At 65.5% G+C, this 15,503-nt stretch carries 15 protein-coding genes; 5 read left to right on the top strand and 10 right to left on the bottom strand.

Going from position 1 to position 15,503, the window contains the following annotated elements; translation table 11 throughout:
- Window positions 1-86 precede the first annotated feature (86 nt).
- From ACYCVF_RS06585 to ACYCVF_RS06575, 3 genes are all read right to left on the bottom strand, one after another.
- Window positions 87-422, bottom strand: a complete 336-nt coding sequence (locus tag ACYCVF_RS06585) for a hypothetical protein (protein ID WP_459599822.1) — start codon at window positions 420-422, stop codon at window positions 87-89.
- A 1,067-nt stretch (window positions 423-1,489) separates the two neighbouring features.
- A complete protein-coding gene (gene glmM, locus ACYCVF_RS06580; protein WP_459600847.1) occupies window positions 1,490-2,833 on the bottom strand; it encodes a phosphoglucosamine mutase in 1,344 nt (447 codons plus the stop codon).
- Window positions 2,834-3,055: 222 nt separating this feature from the next.
- A complete protein-coding gene (locus tag ACYCVF_RS06575) occupies window positions 3,056-3,223 on the bottom strand; it encodes a hypothetical protein (RefSeq protein WP_459599824.1) in 168 nt (55 codons plus the stop codon).
- 114 nt (window positions 3,224-3,337) lie between these two features.
- On the opposite strand from ACYCVF_RS06575, the gene ACYCVF_RS06570 reads away from it, so the two are divergent.
- A complete protein-coding gene (locus ACYCVF_RS06570) occupies window positions 3,338-4,474 on the top strand; it encodes an alpha-hydroxy acid oxidase (RefSeq protein WP_459599826.1) in 1,137 nt (378 codons plus the stop codon).
- 112 nt (window positions 4,475-4,586) lie between these two features.
- On the opposite strand, the gene ACYCVF_RS06565 is transcribed toward ACYCVF_RS06570, so the two are convergent.
- The 7 genes from ACYCVF_RS06565 to ACYCVF_RS06535 all read right to left on the bottom strand — a co-directional run bounded on the left by ACYCVF_RS06565 (window position 4,587) and on the right by ACYCVF_RS06535 (window position 12,682).
- Window positions 4,587-5,213, bottom strand: a complete 627-nt coding sequence (locus ACYCVF_RS06565) for a hypothetical protein (RefSeq protein ID WP_459599828.1) — start codon at window positions 5,211-5,213, stop codon at window positions 4,587-4,589.
- A gap of 65 nt (window positions 5,214-5,278) precedes the next feature.
- A complete protein-coding gene (locus tag ACYCVF_RS06560; protein WP_459599830.1) occupies window positions 5,279-6,118 on the bottom strand; it encodes a shikimate dehydrogenase in 840 nt (279 codons plus the stop codon).
- 78 nt (window positions 6,119-6,196) lie between these two features.
- Window positions 6,197-7,939, bottom strand: coding sequence for a SulP family inorganic anion transporter (locus ACYCVF_RS06555; RefSeq protein WP_459599832.1), 1,743 nt, complete (start codon window positions 7,937-7,939; stop codon window positions 6,197-6,199).
- A 111-nt stretch (window positions 7,940-8,050) separates the two neighbouring features.
- Window positions 8,051-8,323: a helix-turn-helix domain-containing protein gene (locus ACYCVF_RS06550; protein WP_061020522.1), complete on the bottom strand. Its 273-nt coding sequence runs from the start codon at window positions 8,321-8,323 to the stop codon at window positions 8,051-8,053.
- Window positions 8,324-8,623: 300 nt separating this feature from the next.
- On the bottom strand, window positions 8,624-10,687 hold the full coding sequence (locus ACYCVF_RS06545; RefSeq protein WP_459599834.1) for an elongation factor G: 2,064 nt from the start codon (window positions 10,685-10,687) through the stop codon (window positions 8,624-8,626).
- A gap of 153 nt (window positions 10,688-10,840) precedes the next feature.
- Window positions 10,841-11,320, bottom strand: coding sequence for a DUF992 domain-containing protein (locus ACYCVF_RS06540; RefSeq protein ID WP_459599836.1), 480 nt, complete (start codon window positions 11,318-11,320; stop codon window positions 10,841-10,843).
- A 159-nt stretch (window positions 11,321-11,479) separates the two neighbouring features.
- A complete protein-coding gene (locus ACYCVF_RS06535) occupies window positions 11,480-12,682 on the bottom strand; it encodes a pyridoxal phosphate-dependent aminotransferase (RefSeq protein WP_459599838.1) in 1,203 nt (400 codons plus the stop codon).
- Between the two features lie 604 nt (window positions 12,683-13,286).
- Between ACYCVF_RS06535 and ACYCVF_RS06530 the strand changes: the two genes are divergently transcribed.
- From ACYCVF_RS06530 to ACYCVF_RS06515, 4 genes are all read left to right on the top strand, one after another.
- Window positions 13,287-13,937 (top strand): glutathione S-transferase family protein, encoded by a 651-nt coding sequence (locus tag ACYCVF_RS06530; protein WP_459599840.1) that lies wholly within the window; start codon window positions 13,287-13,289, stop codon window positions 13,935-13,937.
- A gap of 155 nt (window positions 13,938-14,092) precedes the next feature.
- A complete protein-coding gene (locus ACYCVF_RS06525; RefSeq protein WP_459599842.1) occupies window positions 14,093-14,269 on the top strand; it encodes a hypothetical protein in 177 nt (58 codons plus the stop codon).
- Window positions 14,270-14,342: 73 nt separating this feature from the next.
- A complete protein-coding gene (locus tag ACYCVF_RS06520) occupies window positions 14,343-14,501 on the top strand; it encodes a hypothetical protein (RefSeq protein WP_459599844.1) in 159 nt (52 codons plus the stop codon).
- Between the two features lie 128 nt (window positions 14,502-14,629).
- Entirely contained in the window at window positions 14,630-15,442 is an 813-nt protein-coding gene (locus tag ACYCVF_RS06515) for a PAS-domain containing protein (protein WP_459599846.1), read from the top strand.
- Window positions 15,443-15,503 lie beyond the last annotated feature (61 nt).

The following is a 15,503-nucleotide window of genomic DNA, read 5'->3' as shown; positions in this document are numbered from 1 at the left end:
GGGGCCGTCGCGCGGTCCCCCTACAAAACCACGCCCTCAGAAGGACCCGCTGAGGGCCGAGCCGCGCTATCGGGTGTCGCCACGGATTAATAGGCGCAAATATAGTTTCCGTAAGCATCGTAGCAACTGCGGCGGTACGCAGCAGCGCCAACGGCAGCCGCGCCTACCGCTGCCGCTCCTACACCGTAGCCCCGATAGCCATAGCCGCGATAGCCGCCCCGATAGCCGTAGCCCCGGTAGCCTGCGCCGCGCACTGCAACAGCGCCGCCGCCCCGCGGTCCTCGAACTGCGACCGCACCGCCGCGGTAACCGCCGCCACCCCGATAGGCACCTCCGCCGCGCCGAGCCTCGGCATCATCGGGGATCAAGCAGACGATGAGAAAAACGAGAGCCGCAAGAGGAGCGAGAATATAGCGGAGCATGACGGAACCCTTCCATGAATTCGTTGAGCCCCGCTGGCGAGAGTGCGGCTCTCTCCGCGCGGGAGGTTGATGTAGATCAATCGAACCCGCGCACTGGTTTACCCACGATGGATTAAAACCTCCCACCGCCGGCGCGTCATCGTCAGCGCTCGCGACCGGCAGTAGCGGGCAGGCGCGGGACCGGGGGCAACGGCTCGCACCATCACCGCGTCACCCTCACCACGGCAGGCGACGGGACGGCGTGCACCGCACCGATAGCGGACGGCAGGCGCGCCACCGGGACGCTTCTTTGATTTGCGTCAACGTCAGCACCCTTTGCGCTCACGCTATGTTTGTTGAGACCGAAGCTGCGGCTAAGGATTTTGCGCGAGCCAAATTCAACGACGGGCTGATTGTCACTGCGGGGACCATCATCCCTCACGTTCCGAGAGTGGCGATACCGTCAGTGGATATTCCAGCGTGGCTCGGAAGCGCGCGCCAAGTTGATCCAGATCAATAACTCGGCTCGCAACGATAATGACATGCTCCGTGGCAGGAAACCGGAGCAAGGAAATGGATCAAGCTTCAAAGGCCAAGCAGGTCTGCCGGCGCGGCGCGCTTGCTTTTCTTGGATGCGCGGCTGCATTTGGAGTTGTCGCCTCGTCAGCAATTCTGACGGCGTCTGGGGCGGAAGCCCAAGCCACCACCACGCCTGCCACGCCAACGACGCCGCCCGCAGACGCGGTGAAGTCTGGCACGGAGCGGCGTCAGGAACGGCGAAGCGGACGCACAGAACGACGACAGGAACGCCGCACGGGACGCGCCGAGCGGCGTCAGGAACGGCGCACCGGGCGCGACGAGCGGCGGGACGCTCGCGACGGCACCCCTGCTGCCACGACGACCACCACAGGGCAGAAAAAGTAGGCCGTTCATTTCGGCCAAGCACGGGAGCCGGGCCGCCCCAGCGGGGGCGGCCCTGGAAGGCCGTACAGCGCGGGGCTACCAGACGCGGGCAAACCCCGTCAGCGCAGCCAGCCGCCACGTGCCGCGATCTGCCGGGCCAATCCCAAGGGGAGAAGGAAAAGAATTCAGGCCGCGGCCTGGCCGAGCGCCAGGACGATGGTGTCGACGACGTCTTCGACCAGGATGCGGTCCTCGCCTTCGCCCATGACGCGGATCACGGGCTCCGTGCCCGAGGAGCGGATCAAGAGGCGGCCGTGTCCGTTGAGCCGCTTCTCGCCGTCGGAGATCGCCGATTTGACGTCGGAATCGTCGAGCGGCTTGCCTCCCTTGTGGCGGACGTTCTTGAGGATCTGCGGCAGCGGATCGAAGCGGTGGCAGACTTCGGAGACGGGCCGGCGCAGCTTCTGCACCACGGCCAGCACCTGCAAGGCGGCAACGAAGCCGTCGCCGGTGGTGGCATAGTCGGACAGGATGATGTGACCGGACTGCTCGCCGCCGAGATTGTAGCCGCCGTTCAGCATCTGCTCCAGGACGTAGCGGTCGCCGACCGGCGTTCGCACGAGTTCGAGTCCCTGCCCTTGCAGGAAGCGTTCGAGCCCGAGATTGGACATCACGGTGGCGACGATGCCCGGCCGCGACAGCCGGCCGTCTTCCTTCCAGCTCTGCGCGATCACCGCGAGCAGCTGGTCGCCGTCGACGATGTGGCCGCGTTCGTCGACCAGGATGACGCGATCGGCGTCACCGTCGAGCGCGATGCCGATGTCGGCGCGCATCTCGCGCACCTTCTTCGACAGCGCTTCCGGCGCGGTGGAGCCGCATTCCTTGTTGATGTTGAAGCCGTCGGGCTCGACGCCGATCGGCACGACGTCGGCGCCCAGCTCCCACAGCGCCTCCGGCACCACCTTGTAGGCGGCGCCGTTGGCGCAATCGACCACGACGCGCAGGCCGTCCAGCGACAGATCGCGCGGCAGCGTGCGCTTGGCGAATTCAATGTAGCGATCGTGCACGCCGTCGATACGGCGGGCGCGCCCGAGGCTCGCGCTCTGTGCGAGCCGCTTGTCGAGAGACTCGTCGAGCAACTGCTCGATCTGCCTCTCGACGTCGTCGGAAAGCTTGAAGCCCTGCGGCCCGAACAGCTTGATGCCGTTGTCCTCGAACAGATTGTGCGAGGCCGAGATCATCACGCCGAGATCGGCGCGCATCGACTTGGTCAGCATTGCGACCGCCGGTGTCGGCATCGGGCCGACCAGCAGCACGTCCATACCGACCGAGGTGAAGCCTGCGACCATCGCGTATTCGATCATGTAGCCGGACAGCCGCGTATCCTTGCCGATCACGACCCGGTGGCGGTGGTCGCCGCGCTGAAACGCAAGGCCAGCGGCCTGGCCGACCTTGAGCGCGAGCTCCGGCGTGATCAGTCCGTTGGCGCGGCCCCTGATCCCGTCCGTCCCGAAATATTTGCGGCTCATATCGTCCCCCAAGGCAACAACCAGGGGTATCCCCTCGACAACCACGGGCTGCTCGAAGACGGCCCGCATCCCTGATTTGCTGGGGTTCTTATAATGCCATTGCGGCTAACTTGGCTTCAAAAAATATGATAAATCATTACGGAACCGAGACCGGCGGGCTCAGTAAGCTTCTGTTAATATTATAATTCCTGACGGAAGGCCGCACCGGGGCGGAACCCGCCTCTAACCCTTGCGCTTCACATGACCGTCCTCACGGCTCGGCGCCGGCTGGGTCACATTGACCGGATCGGAGCCCGGAAAGGTCTCTTCCAGTCCCTCTTCCAGCGCCTCCTCGAGATCGTGCTTCTCCTTGATCTCTTCCGGCGAAGGTCCAGTGTGCGGCCGCGTCATGGCGCCCTCCTGCAAAACGCTCTGCAAACGATTTGGCTGTGCATCCAACCATGCTAGATGACCCCGAAATCTTCCGATGCAAGACTTCCGAGTAAGACGGGCCGGGGAAACGACATGAAGCATATCACGTGTATCGACGATCTTCGCACGCTGCACCAGCGTCGCGTGCCGAAGGCGTTCTTCGACTATTGCGACCGCGGCTCCTATGCCGAGGAAACGCTGCGCGCCAACCGCGAGGACATGCAGGCGATCAAGTTCCGCCAGCGCATTCTGGTCGACGTCTCCAAGCGCGACACCTCGACCACGATCCTAGGCGAACCCTCGACCATGCCGCTGATGCTCGCGCCCGTGGGCCTGCTCGGCATGCAGCATGGCGACGGCGAGATCCACGCCTGCCGCGCCGCGCAGGCCGCCGGCATCCCGTTCACGCAGTCGACGATGTCGATCTGCTCGATCGAGGACATCGCCGCCAATGTCGAGAAGCCGTTCTGGTTCCAGCTTTACGTGATGAAGGACCGCGGCTTCATCAAGGAATTGATCCAGCGCGCAATGGCGGCCAAGTGCAGCGCGCTGGTGCTCACCGTCGACCTGCAGGTGATCGGCCAGCGCCATGCCGACATCAAGAACGGCATGACGGTGCCTCCGGAATGGTCGCTGTCGAAGCTGCTGGACTTCGCCAGCAAGCCGGCCTGGGTCTCCGGCGTGCTGCAAGGCAAGCGCCGCACTTTCGGCAACATCGCCGGCCACGTGAAGAACACCGAGGATCTCAACCGCCTCGCCGAATGGACCGCGTCGCAGTTCGATACCTCGCTGAACTGGAAGGACGTCGAGTGGGTCCGCAGCATCTGGCCGGGCAAGCTCGTCATCAAGGGCATTCTCGACGTCGAGGATGCCGAGGAAGCCGCCAAGACCGGCGCGCAGGCCCTCGTGGTGTCCAACCACGGCGGTCGCCAGCTCGACGGCGCGCCGTCCTCGATCGAGGTGCTGCCCGAGATCGCGGATGCGGTCGGCGACAGGATGGAGATCATGTTCGACGGCGGGATCCGCTCCGGCCAGGACGTGATGCGCGCGCTCGCGCTCGGCGCAAAGTCCTGCATGATCGGCCGCGCCTATGCCTATGGCCTGGGCGCCGGCGGCCAGGCCGGCGTCGCCAAGGCGATCGACATCATCCAGAAGGAGCTGCTCACCACGATGGGCCTATGCGGCGTCAACCGGATCGACGAGATCGACGACCACGTCATTGCGGTGTGACCCTCGTCGTTCTGGGATGGTCCGAAGGACCAGGCCCGGAACCTCGAGATTACCAGGTGCGCAACTGCGCACCGTAGTTCGCGCTTTGCGCACCCTGGTATGACACTTCGTGTCACATCGGCGGCGTCAGGCCGTCGCGGCCGACGCTGACGCGATTGGTCTCGAACGAGCCGTCCGGCAATTGCTTCATGAAGGCGATGACCTTGGCGCCCGGCTTCAACTCGGATTTGTCGCTCGGCACGAAGGTCACCACCGGCGTGTTGTCGGCGACGAACACCTTCTTTTCGCCGTCCTTGTACTTGACCAGCAGCGTGTGACCGTCATTGCCGACGACGCTTTCGGCCACGGTCGCGTTGGTCATGCTGGAGTTGGGCTTCAGATCCCAGGGCCGCGAGCCTTCGCCGGTGCCGCGCATGCTCTCCGGAAACACGTGCACCTCGACGGCGTTCTGGCCGCCGTCCGGCCCCGGCACCGTGGTCGCACCGATGAACGAACCCGGCTTGATGTCGGCGAGTGAAATCCTGGTGATCCCCGACACGTTCACGTCGGAGGCGAGGTGAAGCTTGACCTCCTCGCCGCTGCGCGACTTGACCTGCATGGTGTCGCCATTGACGCTTTCGATGGTGCCGCGCACGCGCGTCGGCACCGGCGCCCGCTGGGCGAAGGCGCAGTAAGTCGAGACGACCACCATCGTGACGGCGATCAGTGGACGTGTGAAAGTAGCGCGTTGAACCGTCATGATGGTCTCCGATTGTCCCACGGGGGTAGAACTCCGGAGATGGTGTGCTATTCGCCGCGCCCCTCTCAAGTCTTTGTGAGATCGGCCTCGACCAGCGCACGGAGCTCGGCCGTGACCTCAGGCCGCCGGCCGAACCACAGCTCGAAGCCGCGTACCGCCTGATGCAGCAGCATGCCGAGCCCGTCGGCGGTCTTCAGGCCGCGCGCCCGTGCTGCGGCCAGCAGCGGCGTCAGCAGCGGAACATAGACGAGGTCGGCAACGACTGCCGCTTGCGGCAAGCGTGCGACATCAACATCGAGTGATGGCTGGCCGTGCATGCCGAGCGAGGTCGTGTTCACGAGAAGTCTTGCGCGCGGCAGCACGTCGTCGATCGCGTCCCACGGCAGCGGACGCACGTTCGGTCCGAACTGCTTCGCCAGCGTCTCGGCCCGCGCAACGGTGCGATTGGCGACATGCACGCCTTTGATGCCGCGTTCGAGCAGGCCGAACACGACCGCGCGCGCGGAGCCTCCGGCGCCCAGCACCAGCGCCTCCTCGGCCGCGCCCCAGCCGGGCGCACTGGCGTCGAGATTGTTGATGAAGCCTTCGACGTCGGTGTTGGTCGAACGCAGCTCGCCATCGGCGAACCACAGCGTGTTCGCCGCGCCGACCGCCTTTGCGCGGGCGTCGGGCATCGACAGCGCCAGCACGCCTTCCTTGTGCGGGATGGTGACGTTGGCACCGACGAAGCCGCGCAATGACAGCCGCAGCACGAAATCGCGCAGGTCCTCGGGCGGCACCGCCTCGATGACGTAGCCGCCCTCGATGCCGAGCGTACGCAGCCAGTGATGATGGATCAGCGGCGAGCGCGAATGCGCCGCCGGCCATCCGATCAGACAGGCTGCAGGCGTTCTTGGCGCGGTCATCTTTCCCTCGGGTCGTTTCCGAGGCGATCCATTTCGCGTCCCGCGAGCTCTGTCAAGCGCACGAGCGCCGCTGCGACGTCAGCTCGCAGCAGGTTCCTCGGACGCAGTGCCCTTGATGTCGGCGATGGCGCGCTCGAGGCTCGTGCGATAGCGCGCGCGCGGCGGCGTCACGCCATGGGTGAGCAACGCGCGGCGGACCGCGGGCGAAGCGCCCGTGATGAACAGCCTTATGCCCTGGCGATGCGCCTTGACGGCGACGCGGCCGAGCACGTTGGCCGCGGTCGAATCCAGGAACGGCACCGCCGCGAAATCGACCACGAAGGCCTTGCGCTTGTCGGCGACCTCGTCGAGCACGCTTCCGATCGCGGACGCCGCGCCGAAGAAGAACGCGCCGGTGATGCGATAGACCAGCACGTCGCGATCGACCGCAAGCGCAGGATCGTAGCGAACGCGATCGCCATTGCCGTCGTCGGGACGATCAGCCGCGACCAGCGGCGTGCGCTCCTCGATGCCCGTCATCTCCGCCATGCGGTGGATGAACAGCACCGCGCCGAGCGCGAAGCCGACGAGAATGCCTTCGGTCAGGTCGCGGAAGATCGTGAGCAGGAAGGTCGCGAGCAGCACGACGGCATCGCCCCATGACGAGCGCAGGAGCGTGGCGAATTCGTGCTTCTCCGCCATGGTCCAGGCCACCACGACCAGCACCGAGGCGAGCGCGGCCAGCGGAATGTAGCTCGCCAGCGGCGCCGCGATCAGCATGAACAGCAGCAGGAACACCGAATGCAGCATGCCCGCGAGCGGTCCGCGCGCGCCGGCGCGGATGTTGGTGGCGGTGCGTGCGATCAGGCCGGTGACGCAGATGCCGCCGAACAGCGCCGAGCCGATATTGGCCGCGCCTTGCGCCACCAGCTCGCAATTCGAGCGGTGACGGCGGCCGGTCATGCCATCGGCGACCACCGCCGACAGCAGCGATTCGATGGCGGCCAGCAGCGCGAAGGCGATCGCATCCGGCAGCACCGCGCCTGCCTTCTCCAGCGAGAACGCGGGCAACGCCGGCGAGGGGAGTTCGCGCGGAATGCCGCCGAACCGCGAGCCGATGGTCTCGACCGGGAGCGACAGCACAGCAGTCGCGACCGCTGCAAACACGACCGCGATCAGAATGCCGGGCCAGGACGGCCGCCAGCGCCGCAAGGCAGCGATAATGGCGATGCTGACGATGGCGACCGCAACGGCGGACGGATTGATGGTGTTGAGGCCGCCGGCGAGCGCGACGAGCTTCGGCACGAACTCGCTGGGCTCCTTCCCCGCGAGCGTGATGCCGGAGAGATCGCGGAGCTGGCTGGCGAAGATGATGACCGCGATGCCGGCGGTGAAGCCGACCGTCACCGGATAGGGAATGAATTTGATGTAGGTGCCGACCCGCAACAGGCCCGCGGCGATCAGGAACAGGCCCGCCATCAGGGTAGCGAGGATGACACCGTCGACGCCGTGACGCTCCGCGGTCGCCGCGACCAGGACGATGAAGGCGCCCGCAGGTCCGCCGATCTGGAACCGGCTGCCGCCGAGCAGGGAAGCGATGAAGCCGCCGACGACGGCGGTGTAGAGGCCGCGGTCGGGCGTCACGCCCGAGGCAATGGCAATCGCCATCGACAGCGGCAGCGCGACGATCGCAACCGTGAGGCCCGCGAAAACGTCGGCACGGAAGTCCGCGATGCCGTAGCCCTCTCGCCAGACGGTGACGAGCTTTGGCATATACAGTTCGGCAAAGGTCGGCTGGCGAATCTGATGCAGTTTGCCCGCGTGATCGCTTGTGATGCTCATCTCAGCAAAATGCTCCGCTGCCCCACAATGCCCAAAGCATCGTGCGTCGCGTGTTGCCGAGGCGCGACGATGCGCTAGCTCATCCTGATTTCGAACATGATCGTCATCCGATCATGCCCCCACCCGCCGCGGCGGCCCCGGCTCCTTGAGGCGAACGCCACGCCCTCCGCTGTCGCTGCGCGCCTGCTCGCCGATCAGTTCGACACCGGCCCGATCGAACGCGTCGACCACCTTGATCAGGGTCTCGACGACGCCGCGAACATTGCCGGTAGAGGCCTCCATCCGCTGGATGGTCGGCAGCGACACGCCGGCGAGTTCGGCCAGGGCTTTCTGGTCAATGCCAAGCAGCGCTCGGGCCGCCCGCATCTGGAATGACGTGATCACCTTGGCCTCACGTATCAGACACTATAATTGATATTCTAAACATATACAATGATGTAAAATACATCATTCGAGACGAAGTGCAAGGCCTTGCGGCGCCTCTATGTCCTCCCGTCATGACGAGTTCTAACCGGCCGGAAGGGCCGACCCGCGGTTGATGGAACTGTTCGAAGCAATCCGGAATCTTCCCGCGAGTTGGTCACGGACCTGCGGTGATGGCGGAGGCACGCCTCCCCTCCCTCTCCCCTTTAGCGCCGGGAGAGGGAGTGAGACCTTTGCGCCTTGCTTACCGCGGGACGCCGATCACGCCGCGTGCTGGTGCGCGGCGATGATCTGGTCGGCGGCGCGGCCGGTGACTTCGGCCATGTGATCGAACTGGCGGGTGAAGCTGCCGGCCCCGGCGGTGGCCGAGCGCAGCTCGACGATGAGTTCGCCGATCTCGGCTTCCGGCATCATGGCGCGGACGCAGTCCCAGCCGCTCCAGCCGTCGCGGGTGTCGAAGCCGAGGATCTGGCCGCGACGCGCCGACAGGATCGCGTTGATCCTGGCGGTGGCCTCGGTCGGGCAGACGATCTCGACCATGTGGATCGGCTCCAGCAACACCGGTTGGCATTGCGGCAGGCCTTCGTTGAGACCGACCCGCGCCGCCGTGCGGAAGGCGAGGTCGGAGGAATCGACGCTGTGATAGGAGCCGTCGGTCAGCGTGACTTGCACGTCGGTGACGGGGAAGCCGAGCGGGCCGCGCGCCAGCCCGTCGACGACGCCTTCCTCCACCGCCGGGATGTAGTTGCGCGGCACCGCGCCGCCCACCACCTTCTCGGCGAACTTGAAGCCGTCGCCGCGCGGCAGCGGCCTGATGTCGAGCACGACGTCGCCGAACTGGCCGTGGCCGCCCGACTGCTTCTTGTGGCGGCCGCGCTGGGTGATCGGCTTGCGGATGGTCTCCTGGTATCCGATCGCGGGCGGATGCGAGGTGATCTTGACGCCGAAGCGGTCGCGCAGCCGTTCGCCAGCGACGCGCAGATGCATCTCGCCTTGCCCCCACAGCACCGTGTCGTGAGTCTGGGCGTTCTGCACCACGACCAGCGAGGGATCCTCCTCGTGCAACCGGGCCATCGCCTGGCCGAGCTTCACGTCGTCCTTGCGATCGGTGGCCGCGATCGAGATCGCGAGCACCGGCGGCGTCGGCTCGATTGCAATCAAGGCCGCAGGCGGCGTCTTGCCGTTCGAGACCGTGTCACCGGTCCTGATCGGATCGAGCTTGGCGAGCGCCACCGTGTCGCCGGCTTCGGCCGACGCGCGCTTGGTGTCATAGGCGCCGTTGACGGCAAGGATGCCGGAGATGCGCCCGACGCCGCCGGACGACGATTGCAGCGTCGCACCGTCCTCGACATGGCCGGCGAGCAGCCGCGTCAGCGACAGCTTTCCGCCATGCTGCGAATGCAGCGTCTTGAAGACGTAGCCGATCGCATCCCTGGTCTCGGGCACGCCGAGACGTCTTGCGGTCTCCACGACGCCCGGCGCCTCATGGCGCAGCGCCTTCATCAAGCGAAGCACGCCGTTCTCGCGCGCGGCGGCGCCCAGCAGCACGGGACAGATCAGCCCTTCGCGCAATTCGCGGGCGAGATCGTCGAACACGGCGTCGCGCGGCGGCGGGATGTCTTCGAGCAGTTGCTCCATCAGCGCGTCGTCGTGGTCGGCGAGCTTCTCCAGCATCGAGAAGCGGGCCTCCTTCTCGCGGTCGAGATCGCCGCCTTCGAGCGCGATCACCTCGGAGGCCTTGTGCTCGCGATAGATGAAGGCGCGCTCGAGCGCGAGATCGACGAAGCCTTCGATCAGCTCGCCCTTCCAGATCGGGATCTGGCGCAGCACCAGCGGCACGCGCGAGGCGGGCTGCAGGGTCGCGAGCGTCTCGCGGACGCGCTGGCTGGCGCGGTCGATCTTGTTGAGGAACAGGAAGCGCGGAATCTTCAGCTCCTCCAGCTCGCGCAGGATGATCTGAAGCTGCGGCAGCTTCTTCTCGTCGGCTTCGCACACCACGATTGCGGCGTCGACCGCAGGAAGCGCGGCGCGCATGTCGTGGGCAAACTCGACGGAACCGGGACAATCGAGAAAGGTGTAGCTGTCGCCCATGAAACTCGTGGTCGCGGCAGTCAACCCGACGGTCATCTTGTGATGGCGGGCCTCTGGCGTGGCGTCGCCGACGGAAGTTCCGGCATCCACGCTGCCAGCGCGCGGGATAGCGCCCGTTCGCGCCAGGATTGCTTCGAGAAGTGTCGTTTTACCGCTTTGGAAAGGGCCCACCAGCGCGATGCACCGTGGACCCAATGTTTTATTGACCGGGGGACTTCTGACGTCCTGTCCCATTCGCCGCCTCCTTCTGTGGAGCTCGGCCCATGATTGGGTCGGCAAACGCGGATGCTCTGCCCGTCCCCGAGATTTGGCAAGCGTCAAACGTCGCTGCGGTGCGTCGTCGGCAATATCGCGCCGCTTCACGCGGCGCGATCACACGCGAAATTGTTATCGCCCCGGACGCAGTTCCAGACTTTCGAGGCCCGCGGCGATGTTGAGGCCGACCTGGCCCTGCACGCTGAGCGGCTGGAGCGCGATCGAATTTTGGGAGCCGCCGACCAGCACGTTGCCGCCGAGACCGACGCCGATCGAGGCGCTGCCCTGCGCGCCGGCGTAATTGCCGGAGAGGTCGCCCGGGCCGAGCCGGTCGACCGGTGCGAACACACCCCACGCGAGCGCGGTCTCCTGAGTGATGCCGATGTCGAGGCCGACCTTACGGATCGTCGCGACATAGCGGTCATCGGGCAAGCCATCGGCGCGCAGCACGCAGCCGAGATGGGTCACCGAACCCACGATGAAGCCGACACTGGCGCCGCCGCGGCACTCGAGCACGCCGACCCGCGCCATCCGCTGCTGCGCGCTGGCAGCCGCAACAGAGACAATCAGGCTTGCGGCGGCGAGGCCGGCGAGAATGAATGAACGGCGCATGAAACGTCTCCGGCAATGATGTGGCGCGAGCAGCAAGGCGCGGCACATGCCGCGCGATCGTCTATGCCATAATAGTCGTGGTGGGGCCAGATCGCGCGGTGTGAAAGAAAAAAGGGCCCGCTTGCGCGGGCCCTTTGATGTCACGCCGTTGCTGCGTCCTTACCGCAGATTGCCGCAGAAGCGCTGGATGCGCTTGCAGGCGTCTTCGAGGTCCGAGGTCTTGGTCGCATAGGAGATGCGGAACGCAGGTCCAAGTCCGAAGGCCGAACCCTGCACGACGGCGACGCCTTCAGTCTCCAGGAGTTCGGTGACGAACTGCTCGTCGTTCGAGATCACGTTGCCCGACGGCGCTTTCTTGCCGATCGTGCCGGCACAGGAGGGATAGACATAGAACGCGCCTTCCGGGCGCGGGCACTCGATGCCATTGGCCTGGTTGAGCATGGAGACCACGAGGTCGCGCCGCTCCTTGAAGACCTTGTTGTTGGCGGGAATGAATTCCTGCGGACCGTTCAGCGCCTCGACCGAGGCCCATTGCGCGATCGAGCACGGGTTCGAGGTCGACTGCGACTGGATGGTCGCCATCGCCTTGACGAGATGCGCCGGGCCGCCAGCATAGCCGATACGCCAGCCGGTCATGCAATAGGCCTTGGAGACGCCATTCACGGTGAGCGTGCGATCGTAGAGGCCGGGCTCGACCTGCGCGACGGTGGTGAACTGGAAGTCGTCGTAGACGAGATGCTCGTACATGTCGTCGGTCATCACCCAGACATGGGGATGCTTCATCAGCACGTCGGTGAGCGCTTTCAGTTCCGAACGCGTGTAGGCGGCTCCGGTCGGGTTCGACGGCGAGCACAGGATGACCCATTTGGTCTTCGGCGTGATCGCGCGCTCGAGCGCTTCTGCCTGGAGCTTGAAACCGGTCGCAGCGGTGCAGACCACCGGCACAGGCTCGCCGCCGGCGAGCGCGACCATCTCGGGATAGCTGACCCAATAGGGCGCGGGGATGATCACCTCGTCGCCCGGATTGATGGTCGCCATCAGCGCGTTGTAGAGCACCTGCTTGCCGCCGGTGCCGACGATGATCTGGTTCGGCTTGTAGGCGACGCCGTTCTCGCGCTGAAACTTCGCGATGATGGCTTCCTTCAGCTCGGGGATGCCGTCGACCGCAGTGTACTTGGTCTTGCCGGCCTCGATGGCATGGATCGCCGCCAACTTGATGTTGGCGGGCGTGTCGAAGTCGGGCTCGCCGGCGCCAAGGCCGATGACGTTGCGCCCCGCCGCTTTCAGCGCACGTGCTTTATCCGTGACCGCGATGGTCGCGGACGGCTTCACACGGTCGAGCGCGGCGGCAAGGAAGGACATCATCATCTCCTGGCGAGCGTCGTGAAGCCTTTCGCCTCACGACTCTGATTGTGGGAATGAGCCACCCTAAAACGTGCGCCGCTGCGCCGCAAGAAACTTCGGTCCGATCCCGGAAAAGTTTACGGATTCGCGCTGTTCGAGGGCATGATTTACCGCAATATTCCGCAACTTTGCCGCCGAAACCCCTCATATCCGGCAAGGCTTGTCCTCGGAGCAATTTTGGGCAGCTCGCGGTCGAACAGACGGTCGTCATGCCCGGGCTTGTCCCAAGGCATCCACGTTCTTCATGCCGTGTGGCAAGACGTGGATGGCCGGGTCAAGCCCGGCCATGACGATGCAGAAGCATAGGCGCCTTGCCCGATCATTTGTAGCACGCTCTACCTGCTTCACGATCGCGCCGCGCAATCCCACCACATGTTGACGCAAGCGTGAATTGAATTGCATCGTCGCGCGGGAATGATCTTCCGCAACATTGCAGTGCGGTAGGGTTTTCGAGTTTTTCTATTGGCTGGCTCTTGCGGCGGATTCGCATCGGCATCATTGTTTAGCCGCCTTGCGCGGCAACAAGCGCCGCGTCTTCACGTCGTCGGATTCGAACCCCAGAATGTACAAGCTCTATTCGATGCAACGCTCGGGCAACAGCTACAAGGTCCGCCTTGCGCTGGCGCTGCTCAACCTGCCCTACGAAGCGGTGGAGGTGGACATTCTGCGCGGCGAGAGCCGCACGCCGGACTTTCTGAACAAGAACCCGTCGGGGCAGGTGCCGCTGCTCGAGGTCGGCGAGGACCGCTTTCTCGCCGAGTCCAATGCCATCCTCTGGTACGTCGCCGTCGGCACGCCGCTCGCGCCGGAGAACCGCATCGATCGCGCCGAGGCGCTGCAATGGATGTTCTTCGAGCAACACGCGCTCGAGCCGAACATCGGCGCCGCCTATTTCTGGCTGTCGCTGGTCAAGGGCGGCCGCGACCTCCAGACCCATTCGCTGGAGGACTGGATGGAGCGCGGCTATGGCGCGCTCCAGGTGATGGAGAACCATCTCAAGACCAACGCCTATTTCGCCGCGCGCCAGCTGACGGTCGCCGACATCGCGCTGTACGGCTATACCCACCTTGCCGACCGCTGCGACTTCGATCTCTCGACCTTTCCCGCCATCCGGGACTGGCTGAAGCGCGTCGAAGCCGCGCCCGGCTTCGTGTCGATGGAGTGGCGCCCGGCCGACATCGCCGACCCCGCCAGCATCGCGGCCGGCGCCTGACCGCGCCACCCGCTCCGCCGAATAGCGGGCATAAGGGACGCTGTTGCCGCAATCCCGCCGCTTTTGGCACGACCGCCGCCGCAATATTGCCGGTTGCAACGGTGAAATTGCGGGAGGTCGCGGGTGATTCGCTCGCGCGTTGAAGGATTTAGACCATGATGCGGGCGTCCGGCACGGCAGGCTTTCAGAGCCCATCCGCTACCGTCGCGTCTTCCCGGCTCACCCATGCGGTCGCGGCCTCGCTCGCCTTCGCCGCGCTTTCGCTGTGCGTGATCGTCACCCTGACGGTGCTGTCGACCAAGGCGACCATGGCGATGGGCCTGCCGGTCTGATCCCCGTTTCATCCTGGACCTGCCTTCAGGGCGCCGTGCGGCCCGCGCCGACCGGCATCGCGACAGGACGTCGATGAAATCACCTGTGGTAGTCGTTGCAATCACCCTGACGGCGGCCATCCTGGTCGCGGCGTCGCTGTTGATCATCGTCGGCACGCGCAAGGGCGTGGGGACGTCGACGCTGGATGCGCCCGCACTGCAACAGCGCGCCAAGCACGCGCACATGGTCTAGAATCATTTGAAAGCTTTAGGCTTGTACGCAAGCACGCCTTAAGCACGCCGCACGAAATCGCGTCGGAATCGCGAAACAATCAGTCAGTGTTGCGACCTTACCTCGTTCGGGAGGAGCGAGACTGGTCCATGCGGTTCGGATGGCGTGCGATCTCCGGTCCGGTGCTGACGGCAGCGACCCTGTTGCTGGCGATGCTGCTCGATCGCTTTATCCCCACTCCCTCGCCCGCGCCGCTGTTCGTCTGCATCGTGGCTCTCGCCGGCGCGCTCGCGGGTCTCGCCTCCGCCATGACCACCGCGGTCGTCGCGGTGATCGGCGCGGCACTGTTCTTCCTCAACCATCACGGCGTTTCCGGCTATGGACCCGCCGATCTGGTCCGGCTCGGCCTCCTGGCCATCACGGCTGCCGGCACCGCCGGCATCACCGGCCTGATGCGCGAGAGGCAGCTCAACACGTTCGCGGCCGAGCGGAAGAGCCACGCCACGGCCGCGCGGCTGTCGGCCGCGCTCGACCAGGTCGATATCGGCATCGTGCTGCTCGATGCCGAGACCCGGGCCGAATTCATCAACCGCGCATTCCGCAGTTACCTCGCGGTGCCGGACGTGATCGCCGACGGCAAGCCGCCCTTCATCGCGCTGATGTATCATGGCCGAGACACAGGCGCGTTCGAGCTGCCGGAGGACGAGCTCGGCACCTTCATCGCGCAGCGCATGGAGATGGTGCGGCTTGGCGATGCCACGCCGATCAACATCAAATTGCGCAACGGCGAGGTGCTGCGCTTCGTCTGCACCGCGCTGCCCGACGGCGGGCGGATGCTGAGCTATACGCCGGTGACCGACCTCGTGCGTCACACCGATGCGCCCTCAGGCGCCGACTACTACCGTTCGCTGCGCGACCCCACGGCCGGCAGGCTGATCCGGTCCTTGCGCGTCGCGGAATAGAGCATGATCTTGTCCGGATCGGCTGCCCGGTTGCTCGATGACGCAGTCATCACGTATGAAG

Source organism: Bradyrhizobium cedriense (assembly GCF_054602315.1).
Note: the sequence above shows the minus strand (reverse complement) of the source record. Positions and strands in the feature narration are given on the sequence as shown.

What these genes read in the sequence shown, in the direction of transcription:
- ACYCVF_RS06560 (WP_459599830.1), bottom strand. Translation starts at nt 6,118, where the DNA reads ATGACCGCGCCAAGAACGCCTGCAGCCTGTCTGATCGGATGGCCGGCG.
- ACYCVF_RS06575 (WP_459599824.1), bottom strand. Translation starts at nt 3,223, where the DNA reads ATGACGCGGCCGCACACTGGACCTTCGCCGGAAGAGATCAAGGAGAAG.
- ACYCVF_RS06530 (WP_459599840.1), top strand. Translation starts at nt 13,287, where the DNA reads ATGTACAAGCTCTATTCGATGCAACGCTCGGGCAACAGCTACAAGGTC.
- ACYCVF_RS06545 (WP_459599834.1), bottom strand. Translation starts at nt 10,687, where the DNA reads ATGGGACAGGACGTCAGAAGTCCCCCGGTCAATAAAACATTGGGTCCA.
- ACYCVF_RS06585 (WP_459599822.1), bottom strand. Translation starts at nt 422, where the DNA reads ATGCTCCGCTATATTCTCGCTCCTCTTGCGGCTCTCGTTTTTCTCATC.
- glmM (WP_459600847.1), bottom strand. Translation starts at nt 2,833, where the DNA reads ATGAGCCGCAAATATTTCGGGACGGACGGGATCAGGGGCCGCGCCAAC.
- ACYCVF_RS06565 (WP_459599828.1), bottom strand. Translation starts at nt 5,213, where the DNA reads ATGACGGTTCAACGCGCTACTTTCACACGTCCACTGATCGCCGTCACG.
- ACYCVF_RS06525 (WP_459599842.1), top strand. Translation starts at nt 14,093, where the DNA reads ATGATGCGGGCGTCCGGCACGGCAGGCTTTCAGAGCCCATCCGCTACC.
- ACYCVF_RS06515 (WP_459599846.1), top strand. Translation starts at nt 14,630, where the DNA reads ATGCGGTTCGGATGGCGTGCGATCTCCGGTCCGGTGCTGACGGCAGCG.
- ACYCVF_RS06535 (WP_459599838.1), bottom strand. Translation starts at nt 12,682, where the DNA reads ATGTCCTTCCTTGCCGCCGCGCTCGACCGTGTGAAGCCGTCCGCGACC.
- ACYCVF_RS06555 (WP_459599832.1), bottom strand. Translation starts at nt 7,939, where the DNA reads ATGAGCATCACAAGCGATCACGCGGGCAAACTGCATCAGATTCGCCAG.
- ACYCVF_RS06570 (WP_459599826.1), top strand. Translation starts at nt 3,338, where the DNA reads ATGAAGCATATCACGTGTATCGACGATCTTCGCACGCTGCACCAGCGT.
- ACYCVF_RS06520 (WP_459599844.1), top strand. Translation starts at nt 14,343, where the DNA reads ATGAAATCACCTGTGGTAGTCGTTGCAATCACCCTGACGGCGGCCATC.
- ACYCVF_RS06540 (WP_459599836.1), bottom strand. Translation starts at nt 11,320, where the DNA reads ATGCGCCGTTCATTCATTCTCGCCGGCCTCGCCGCCGCAAGCCTGATT.